Below are 9,483 nucleotides of genomic sequence, written 5' to 3' on the forward strand. Positions count from 1 at the left end.
ATGAAGATACAAGAGAAAATAGAATTTCCTGGTTTACCGTTGGCGGTATATCGGGAAATAGCAGCGCATCTAAATCAGTTGGCTGGGGTAGAAGTGGGATTAATCCCCCAAACATCTTTAGAGTTTGATTACAACGAAAGTCAAATTGCTGGTTTATGGATTTCGTGGCTACCAAACGCTAGTGAGGAAGATAGACAAAGATTTAAGCAAATAGTAGCTTACTATCAAAACCGCTAAACCGCACTATTTGGTAACTTCTGTTAAAAATCTTGATGATTTAGGAAATTAGGGAAGATTTTGCAGTAAGCTCAATTTGAATTGTAGTCAGACTTTACAGGACTTTATCATCATGTCAAGTTCATTTTTGCCCACTGTGTTGGCTTATTCCTCCTTTTTACCTTCTGTTTTCGTTCCTCTCACTGGCTTAGTTTTACCAGCAGTAATTTTCGCGTTTTTGTTTTCATACATTGAAAGCGAAGATATTGCTTAATTCAGCTATGGGTAATTGGTTACTTAGTTTTTACGCTAATTACCTATTTAAAAACTAACAAAACCGCCTATCTCTATGAGGTAGGCGGTTTTTATGGTAATTTCTGAAGCAGGATTTCAAAAATGATGATCAAGCAAAAATTCAGTCTTTTGTATTTTTAATTGCTGCCCTTTTCCGGTAGCATTACATTGAAGAACCAATTCCTGCGTAAGATCCATAAAAGAAGATACCTACAACAGTAATGACACCTAAACCGGCGATCGTAGCCACGACCCACAGGGGAATTCTTCCACTTCCAGACACAGTTTTTTCCTCACTTACAAAAATTGTCAGTTGTCAGTTGTCAGTTGTCAGTTGTCAGTCGTCAGTTGTCAGTTGTCAGTTGTCAGTTGTCCGTTGAGAATTTTCCGCCACCTGTTACCTAACTAGCAACTGACGTTAAAAAGCCCAGTTAGTTAAAGAAGTAACTGGAAAATAAAATTCCCAGCACGAAGACCAAGAGTAGTCCTAGATAGAGAGAGGTACGGTTTAATTCAACCGGTTGTTGATTAGGATTAGGGGTTCTTTCCATGATTAACTCCTAGCGTTGAATAAATTGCATTGAAGCGATCGCGCCCAAAAAGAATACAGTAGGGACAGCTAAGGTATGAACCGCGATCCATCTGACTGTAAAAATAGGATAGGTAACTGGTTGATTGATGTTATTACCGCTAGCCATGATGTCAAATTACTTTCCAATAAAGGTTTCTACTTGTTGTTTTGCTTCAAAACGGTTTTTCACAATTGGTACTTCTTGACGAACCTGAGTAAAATACTCATTAGGACGTGGTGTACCAAAAACATCATAAGCCAGACCAGTGCTGACAAATAACCAACCGGCGACAAATAGTGCGGGGATGGTGATGCTGTGAATTACCCAGTAACGAATACTGGTAACAATGTCAGAAAACGGACGTTCTCCAGTGGTACCTGCCATTTATTTCACTCCCTTCTCAAAAACGATGATTGAGTTTATTATCCTACAAAGTTGAGACTTAAGTTACATACCACAGTTGAGTTGAGTGTAATTAAGCTGCTGGGGCTGCTGTTGGCTCTGCTTTGGGGTTATATTTGAGTAAAACGCCGCGATCGCCAATTATAAAACCTTGATCGGGCTTAAAGAAGACAATTTTGTAAAAATTAGCTGCTACTTTTTCTACATCACGGTCTTTTGTCCAGGTTTTCCCACCATCAGCACTGCTGAGTAAATTACCACTGCCACCGCCAACCCAAATTTCATCAGGTGTGCGATAAGCCAAATCCAGTAAACCCCAACTTGTAGACAACTCTGGATATGTCGGCTCTAGCCACTCTTCTGTTTTAGTAGGATCACTGAATTGAACCTGTCCACCTCGTGCTAATAACCACAATTGTCCATCCTGAGTAAAACCCATATTTTCCAAACGACGGGAACTATTGCGGTTATGGGGTTGCCAAGCATTTTGACCAGGCTCCCAAGTCGAGTAAAAACTACCTTTAGCAGAAACAGCGATATACTTACCATCAGGCGATCGCTCGATGTTACGTACTACACCAAAGGCTGCTTCCAGATTAGCTTTCCAATTTTGACCACCATCTGTAGTTTGGTAAATTGCCCCCAAATCGGTGGCCATTTCCGCCGTATTTGTACCTATGGCTGTGATGGCAATGGGGCTACCGGGTAACTTTTCGCTTAAAGCGATTCGTGACCAAGACTTACCCTCATCAGTAGTATGGAGTAGGAGAGAAGGTTCTCCAGCAATCCAGCCCTCTTGACCCGCAAAACTGACAGAGTTAAAACGGTATCTAGGATCATCCAATTCTAATTTTAGCGGTTGCCAAGTCTCACCACCATCATTAGTTTCCAAAAGAGTGGCATTACCACCCACTAAATAACCATGTTGGGAGTTACCAGCAAAGCCAATATCGAGCAATTTCGACTTTGTTGGTACATTAATCACCTGCCAGGGATTGTAGCTAATAGAAGGAACACTACTACACCCGATACAGGCCATAACTACTATTAACGCGGCAAAAAATCCTTGCCACTTTTTCACAATTGATTGCATCAGTATTACTGAGGTTTTCCAGTTCAGGTTAAATGAGATTTGCGCTGCGGTAAATCAAGATAGCGGTTTTTACTGTAGTCCGTAGAGACTAATAAAAAACAAGAAGCCAAGGGCTAAAGCCCCAAAAATCAAAATGTTCTTTTGAGTTGGTGTGAGAGTATTAACACCTAAACCGTAACCTAAGTTTTCCTTAAAACCAGAGGCCGTACCTGTTGGTCCAATATTCGCAAAAGCAGTTTTCTTAGCTATACAAACTGGACAGCGCCAATTTGCAGGTAGTTCTGCAAAAACTGTTCCTGGGGGAATATTGCTTTTGTCGTCTCCCTTCTCAGGTTCATAAACGTAACCGCAAGAACGACACTCGTAGCGGTCTAATACTGGAGTTTCCACAGCTTGTTCAGCTTGTTCACTCATGGCTTATAGTCTCGCTTCAGGGAAATTATTAAATATACGTTACAAATTATGACATAATTGCCGGAGTTTTCTATCACTCATTAAAAGGATTTCAATAGAATCAGGGGATGTAAATACAAATTCGGGAAAGCCCTAAAAGATATAATGTAAAAGAACGTTATCCATATATTGCAGTAAACAGTTATCAGGAAACACCGATCAAACTATAAATCTGATAACTGATAGCTTATCCCCTTACACCATTAGCGGTAGAAACCCATTGTGTTTGTTCTTAGCGGTTACGAGTATCTTCTAGGCTTTTTCATCTTGTGTAGCCTAGTTCCAGTTCTAGCGCTGTCAGCCTCAAAAATCCTGAGACCCGTTAGTACAAGTCTAGAAAAACGGACTACTTACGAATGCGGACTAGAACCCATTGGCGGAGCTTGGATTCAGTTCAACATTCGCTACTATATGTTCGCCCTGGTCTTCGTTGTTTTTGACGTAGAAACAGTATTTTTGTACCCTTGGGCCGTTGCTTTTAACCGCCTGGGTTTATTGGCATTTATCGAAGCCCTAATCTTTATTTCGATACTCATCATCGCCTTAGTTTACGCATGGCGTAAAGGAGCTTTAGAATGGTCGTAAATTCTAATATTACCACCCCAGACAAAGAACAAATCATCAACCCCATTCAACGCCCTACAGTCACCCATGAACTGTCAGAAAACGTCATTTTAACTACCGTTGATGACCTTTACAACTGGGCGCGGCTTTCTAGTTTGTGGCCTTTACTATTCGGTACAGCTTGCTGCTTCATCGAATTTGCCGCTTTAATCGGCTCTCGTTTTGACTTTGACCGTTTTGGGTTAATTCCCCGTTGCAGCCCCCGCCAAGCCGATTTACTCATCACTGCGGGAACAATTACCATGAAGATGGCACCCCAATTAGTGCGTCTTTATGAACAAATGCCCGAACCTAAGTATGTAATTGCCATGGGTGCTTGTACAATTACTGGAGGGATGTTTAGCGTTGACTCACCCACAGCAGTACGCGGAGTGGATAAGCTAATCCCCGTAGATGTATATTTACCTGGTTGTCCGCCTCGTCCTGAAGCGATTATTGACGCAATTATTAAACTGCGGAAAAAAATCGCTAACGATTCTATGCAAGAACGGGATAACATCAAGCAAGTTCACCGTTACTACAGTACAACTCATAATATGAAGCCAGTTCCCGAAATCTTAACTGGTAAGTATATGCAGTCAGAAACCCGTTTCAATCCTCCCAAAGAATTGACAGAAGCAATTGGTATGGCTGTACCCCCAGCTTTGTTGACAGCAAAGACCCAGAAGGAGGAACAAGCGCGTGGCTGAAGAATCTAAACCAGTTCCCGTAGCAGAAGCCTCTCTAGTCAAAGCCGGTAAAGTGTCCCAATGGTTGACGGAAAATGGCTTTTTCCATGAGTTTTTAGAACTTGATGCTAACGGAGTAGAGATCATTAAAGTCCCTGCAAGTTTTCTACTACCCATTTCTACAGCTTTGTATGCTTATGGGTTTAATTATCTCCAGTTTCAGGGGGGTATTGACTTAGGAGCGGGAGAAGACCTAGTAAGTGTTTATCATTTACTGAAAGTTAGCGATAATGCTGACCGTCCTGAAGAAATCAGGGTAAAAGTGTTTTTACCGAGGGAAAATCCTGTTGTACCTTCAGTTTACTGGATTTGGAAAACAGCGGACTGGCAAGAACGGGAAAGCTATGATATGTATGGTATCTTCTATGAAGGTCATCCTAACTTAAAGCGGATTTTGATGCCAGAAGATTGGGTAGGTTGGCCTTTGCGGAAAGATTACATTTCTCCTGATTTTTACGAATTACAGGACGCTTATTAAGCATTGCTGGAATTGAATTTTCAGTAGTAACAATTAACCCCTTTCCAGTCGTGGAGAGGGGTTTAAACCTACCCTCCGCAACCTAACTGTCACACATCAACAAAAAGCTGCTTAAGTAGTATTTATGAGCTTTAATGTGTAAATTAAAAATTTGCAAAACTCTTGTATCTTGAGCAATATTCATGATACACACAAAGGAGTAATTCGATTAAATTATTGTACTTTAGAAGTCTTTTATAAGTATTATAGATAGAGGCAATTGACGAGATACTTCAATCATTATGTTAATCAGATTTACAGTAGAAAATTTTCTATCCTTTAACCAAAGAATAGATTTCAATATGATTGCTTCCGATGACACTCATCATAGTCATCATATAGTTAAAGGTGATTCTGATGAGTCAATAGGATTACTGAGAACATCTATAATTTATGGTGCTAATGCTTCTGGCAAATCTAACTTAATTAAAGCCATGAAATTTGCTAGAGATTTTATTGTAGATGGTGATGAGAACAAAAAAAATATCAATCTTAATAATTTCAAATTAGATAAAACCTGTTATACAAAACCATCCAGGTTTGAATTTGAGTTTAGAAATCAGGACAAACAGTATGCTTATGGTTTTTTAGTTGATAAACATGAAATTCATGAAGAATGGTTATTTGAAATTGGTATAAATACGGAAATACCTATTTATGAAAGAGCAGGAAAAAAGTATAATTTTGATAACTTTAATCATGAATTTTTCTCAAATCTTTCCGAAGATACAAAAAATAGTATTCGTTATGAAGCAGAGAATACAAGAAAAAGTTTACTATTTTTGACTAGCTCATCAAAGGAGCGTGACATAAAGGATTTTAAGTCTTTAGAACCTATATATGAATGGTTTAATGATGTTTTAACAATTATTTTTCCTAAATCCACTCCTATTCTACCTATTTCTAGTCAATCATTTCAAGGTTCTTTGAGTAAGTTTTTAGAATCTTTAGATTTGGGAATTAAAAAAATTACTACTAATGAAATTGATTTGGATGAGTATAATGAAATACCATCTGCACTAAAAGATGAGATCAAGAAAAATTTTCCCTATAGGGAAGCTGAGGAAAATATAAAAAATGAAATATATATACCCGGATTAAAATGTGTTATTTCTAAAGCAAAAGATGAAACAGATAAATTTATGGTTCTTAATTTATCACCTGTAAGATTAGACAAAGAAAATAATGAAGTTCCGTTTGAAATATTAGAGGAGTCAGATGGAACGCAAAGACTGATAGATTTATTCCCTATGCTAACACATTTAGCGCGGGGTAATGCTGTTTATATAATAGATGAAATTGAAAGAAGCCTACACTCCTTACTGATCAAAAAATTATTTGATTATTTTCTGAATAAAACTGAAAATACAACTTCCAATAGTCAGTTGATTGCTACCACCCATGAAGTTTATTTACTAGACATAAAGGATATTTTTAGAAAAGATGAAATTTGGTTTGTAGAAAAAGATAAACATGGACAATCTGTACTTTATTCTTTAGCTAATACAGACGTTGAAAATCTAGATTTAGCTACTGGATATCTTAATGGAAGATTTGGAGCAATACCTTTTATTAAAAATTTAAAATCATTGGGATGGAGAGAGGAAAAATAAAATGGGTAGAGAAAGAAATACAGACTATAAAGCTATATCCAGGGGGATTGCTAGTAAATTTGGTCAAGACGGGAAACCTAAACTATACATAATAGCTGCGGAAGGTGATAAAACTGAATATAAATATTTTAATGCGTTAACAATTAAATATGAAGAAGATTTTCGTATTAGTAATATTCATGTAGAGTTTATAGATAGAGAAGAAGGTGGTAATTCAGATCCCAAGTATGTCTATGAAACTTTACTGGAATTCTATAAGGAACTAGAGAAAACCTATAAGCTTGGAGAATATGATGAGTTATGGATTATTATAGATACTGATGATTATAATAGTCGAGAAAGAACTATTTCTCAGATATCAGAGGAGTGTGATAAAAATCCAATATATAAATTATGTATTAGTAATCCCTGCTTTGAAATCTGGTTAATTCTGCACTTTTTTGATTTAGAAACAAGTCTACAAGATTGTATTCCAGGAAATCTAGAAGTTATCGGCTTGAAAGATTATATTAAAAATCAACATATTAAACAAAGACCGAGAATTTGTAAAAAATTATGGAATATGATTCACCAAAGTCTGAAGCAACCATCTAATGCACAAGTAATTGAATACACTCACCAAGCAATTTCCAGAGCAAAAATGCTTGGTGAATGTAATCCAAATGATCCAGATTATCCAGAAAATAAAATTGGGACAGAAATTTACAAGCTACTAGAGAAATTGACTCAAATGTCTATAAATCCAGAGAGTTAATAAATTTCGATAGTGATTTATTGAGAGTTGAAGGATTAAGTTTAGATAATTGGTTACAAGAAGAAAGTGGGATTGGATAATACAGAAATTTAGGGAGTCATGGCGCAAAGTAGCTTTGAAATGGTCTTAAATTCTAATATCATCACCCAGGAAACAGAACAAAATATAAACCCTATTTATTGTAGGTTGGGTTGAGAAATGAAACCCAACACCTCTTACTATTACACCGCTAATGTTGGGTTTCACTTTGTTCAACCCAACCTTGTATCTTAGAGGAGCGGTAGAACCATTATTTTAGTAAAATCTCTAATTTAGAAAGATGGTTAAATGAACAACAATAAATGCTGTAATTGCAATAACTGGTTAAACTAGAATTTACAACCTGAATACAGGAAAACCCATCATGATCATTGCTACCCAAGCATACCAAATCACTTGGGAAAAACTACCCGATGATTACATTCTCCCAGATGATCCAGTGGACAATATCTACCAACCAGCCCAAGCCACAGCGCTGACAGAAAGCCTAGAACTAGCAGGTAAACTTCCCCTTAATTGTCTCACACCGACCAACTACGCCATCTGTGCCACCGTAAATGGCAAAATTGTCGTTAAAGCCCCTGATTGGGCTTATATACCGGAAATTCGGGTAACTAAAAAAGAGGTCTTTCGTAGTTATACACCCCAACTACAGGGAGATATTCCGGTTATTGTTATGGAATTTATTTCTGATACAGACGGAACAGAATATTCCAGTAAACCAACTTATCCACCAGGAAAATGGTTTTTTTATGAAAAAATCTTAAAAGTCCCAAATTATGCTATTTTTGAACCAGATAGCGGTAGTTTAGAGTTTTATAAGTTAAACTCTAATACAGGTTTGTACACTTTGCAGACTCCTCATGAAAACCAACGTTACTGGATAGAGGAAATGAATCTTTATCTTGGTATATGGGAAGGTACAAAAGAAAACTTAACTGGTAAATGGTTAAGGTTGTGGGACGAACAGGGAAATTTATTGTTGTGGAGTTCAGAATTAGTAGGACAAAAACAACGTGCTGAACAAGAAAAACAACGTGCTGAACAAGAAAAACAACGTGCTGAACAAGAAAAACAACGTGCTGAACAAGAAAAACAACGTGCTGAACAAGAAAAACAACGTGCTGAACAAGAAAAACAACGTGCTGAACAAGAAAAACAACGTGCTGAACAAGAAAAACAACGTGCTGAACAAGAAAAACAACGTGCGGACAAACTAGCGGCCCAATTAAAAGCATTAGGTATTGAACCAGAAAATTAAAAGTAGGGTGGGTATTACCCACCATATAATTAACCACCAATTACTGCAATACAATCAATTTCTACCAGCACATTTTTAGGTAAACGCGACACTTCTACACAGGCACGCGCTGGGGCTGTATCCTCAGAAAAATATTTTGCATAAACCGCATTTACAGCAGCAAAATCATTCATATCAGCTAAAAATACACCAGTTTTGACCACATCTGCAAATGTAGCTCCTGCTTGTGTCAAAATAGCCTCAATATTGCTCATTACCTGTTCCGTTTGCTTAACTACATCTTCCTTATAAACAACATCACCTAAACTAGGATCTATAGCAATTTGTCCAGCCACAAACAACATTTGTCCAGAAGCGAGAATTGCTTGATTATATGGTCCAACAGGTGCAGGTGCTTTATCAGTACGAATTACTTCACGAGTCATAATATCTATCTCTTTTGGCTCTTTTGGGTCTTTTGGCTCTTTAATTAAAAGTGTTTCTGACTTACCGAAATCTAAATCTGTAGATATTTGGTAAACTCCGCAGTTCTTTTTCCAGGAGCGTATTTCTGCTATATAAAACCTAGACAAAACTAGACTTTACTTTCTACTTCAACGGGAGCATGGGAGCAGTTATCCCTCGGTAGACTTTCACGCTTTAGCCAAACGCGATAAATTAATTGCAGCGTTTAGATCCCTATCTATCTCAAAACCACAGTTCTCACAGCAATAAATTCTTTCGGATAAAGAAAGATTTTCTTTTTTATGCCCACATCGAGAACAGGTTTTACTTGATGGATAAAATCTATCAGCAATTATAATCTCACAACCAAACTTTTTAGCTTTATATTCTAGCTGACGCTTAAACTCATGAAACCCACAATCAGCTATTGCTTGGGCTAATTTATGGTTTGATAACATCCCTGAAACATTCAA

The 9,483-nt window shown here is 37.4% G+C and carries 15 protein-coding genes and 1 pseudogene; 8 read left to right on the forward strand and 8 right to left on the reverse strand.

What is annotated here, in order from left to right; all coding sequences use genetic code 11:
* Positions 1-237: a hypothetical protein gene (locus H6G25_RS14045; protein WP_190393011.1), complete on the forward strand. Its 237-nt coding sequence runs from the start codon at positions 1-3 to the stop codon at positions 235-237.
* A 112-nt stretch (positions 238-349) separates the two neighbouring features.
* On the forward strand, positions 350-490 hold the full coding sequence (gene psaI / locus H6G25_RS14050) for a photosystem I reaction center subunit VIII (RefSeq protein WP_190393012.1): 141 nt from the start codon (positions 350-352) through the stop codon (positions 488-490).
* A 183-nt stretch (positions 491-673) separates the two neighbouring features.
* On the opposite strand, the gene H6G25_RS14055 is transcribed toward psaI, so the two are convergent.
* The 6 genes from H6G25_RS14055 to H6G25_RS14080 form a co-directional block, all read right to left on the reverse strand.
* Positions 674-793 carry a photosystem II reaction center protein J gene (locus H6G25_RS14055; protein WP_071604787.1) on the reverse strand — a complete coding sequence of 40 codons (120 nt, stop codon included), beginning with the start codon at positions 791-793 and terminating at the stop codon, positions 674-676.
* Between the two features lie 148 nt (positions 794-941).
* Entirely contained in the window at positions 942-1,061 is a 120-nt protein-coding gene (locus H6G25_RS14060) for a photosystem II reaction center protein L (protein ID WP_015081482.1), read from the reverse strand.
* A 9-nt stretch (positions 1,062-1,070) separates the two neighbouring features.
* Positions 1,071-1,208, reverse strand: a complete 138-nt coding sequence (gene psbF / locus H6G25_RS14065) for a cytochrome b559 subunit beta (protein WP_190393013.1) — start codon at positions 1,206-1,208, stop codon at positions 1,071-1,073.
* Positions 1,209-1,217: 9 nt separating this feature from the next.
* Complete coding sequence (psbE, locus tag H6G25_RS14070; protein WP_028082860.1) at positions 1,218-1,466, reverse strand: cytochrome b559 subunit alpha; 249 nt, start codon at positions 1,464-1,466, stop codon at positions 1,218-1,220.
* Between the two features lie 91 nt (positions 1,467-1,557).
* Positions 1,558-2,577: a photosynthesis system II assembly factor Ycf48 gene (locus H6G25_RS14075; protein ID WP_190393014.1), complete on the reverse strand. Its 1,020-nt coding sequence runs from the start codon at positions 2,575-2,577 to the stop codon at positions 1,558-1,560.
* A 69-nt stretch (positions 2,578-2,646) separates the two neighbouring features.
* On the reverse strand, positions 2,647-2,991 hold the full coding sequence (locus H6G25_RS14080) for a rubredoxin (protein WP_137909198.1): 345 nt from the start codon (positions 2,989-2,991) through the stop codon (positions 2,647-2,649).
* A 261-nt stretch (positions 2,992-3,252) separates the two neighbouring features.
* Here H6G25_RS14080 and ndhC point away from each other — a divergent pair, with 261 nt between their 5' ends.
* The 6 genes from ndhC to H6G25_RS14110 all read left to right on the forward strand — a co-directional run bounded on the left by ndhC (position 3,253) and on the right by H6G25_RS14110 (position 8,566).
* A complete protein-coding gene (ndhC, locus tag H6G25_RS14085; RefSeq protein WP_028082863.1) occupies positions 3,253-3,615 on the forward strand; it encodes a photosynthetic/respiratory NAD(P)H-quinone oxidoreductase subunit C in 363 nt (120 codons plus the stop codon).
* Positions 3,606-4,343, forward strand: coding sequence for an NADH dehydrogenase subunit K (locus H6G25_RS14090; protein WP_190393015.1), 738 nt, complete (start codon positions 3,606-3,608; stop codon positions 4,341-4,343). Before ndhC ends, H6G25_RS14090 begins: the two co-directional genes overlap by 10 nt.
* Positions 4,336-4,860 (forward strand): NAD(P)H-quinone oxidoreductase subunit J, encoded by a 525-nt coding sequence (locus tag H6G25_RS14095; protein ID WP_190393016.1) that lies wholly within the window; start codon positions 4,336-4,338, stop codon positions 4,858-4,860. Before H6G25_RS14090 ends, H6G25_RS14095 begins: the two co-directional genes overlap by 8 nt.
* Positions 4,861-5,201: 341 nt before the next feature.
* Complete coding sequence (locus tag H6G25_RS14100; RefSeq protein WP_190393017.1) at positions 5,202-6,512, forward strand: ATP-binding protein; 1,311 nt, start codon at positions 5,202-5,204, stop codon at positions 6,510-6,512.
* A gap of 1 nt (position 6,513) precedes the next feature.
* Positions 6,514-7,266 (forward strand): RloB family protein, encoded by a 753-nt coding sequence (locus H6G25_RS14105; protein ID WP_190393018.1) that lies wholly within the window; start codon positions 6,514-6,516, stop codon positions 7,264-7,266.
* 403 nt (positions 7,267-7,669) lie between these two features.
* Positions 7,670-8,566, forward strand: a complete 897-nt coding sequence (locus H6G25_RS14110; protein WP_190393019.1) for a Uma2 family endonuclease — start codon at positions 7,670-7,672, stop codon at positions 8,564-8,566.
* 29 nt (positions 8,567-8,595) lie between these two features.
* Here the strand turns inward: H6G25_RS14110 and H6G25_RS14115 are convergent.
* Together H6G25_RS14115 and H6G25_RS14120 are read right to left on the reverse strand one after the other, a co-directional pair.
* Positions 8,596-9,087: pseudogene (locus H6G25_RS14115) on the reverse strand (RidA family protein); the annotation flags it as partial.
* 111 nt (positions 9,088-9,198) lie between these two features.
* Positions 9,199-9,483 (reverse strand): RNA-guided endonuclease TnpB family protein (locus tag H6G25_RS14120; RefSeq protein WP_190393020.1); only part of this gene is annotated, 285 nt, incomplete at its 5' end.

Origin of the sequence: Dolichospermum sp. FACHB-1091, from assembly GCF_014697585.1 — a bacterium.
In the GTDB taxonomy this organism is placed as follows: domain Bacteria; phylum Cyanobacteriota; class Cyanobacteriia; order Cyanobacteriales; family Nostocaceae; genus Dolichospermum.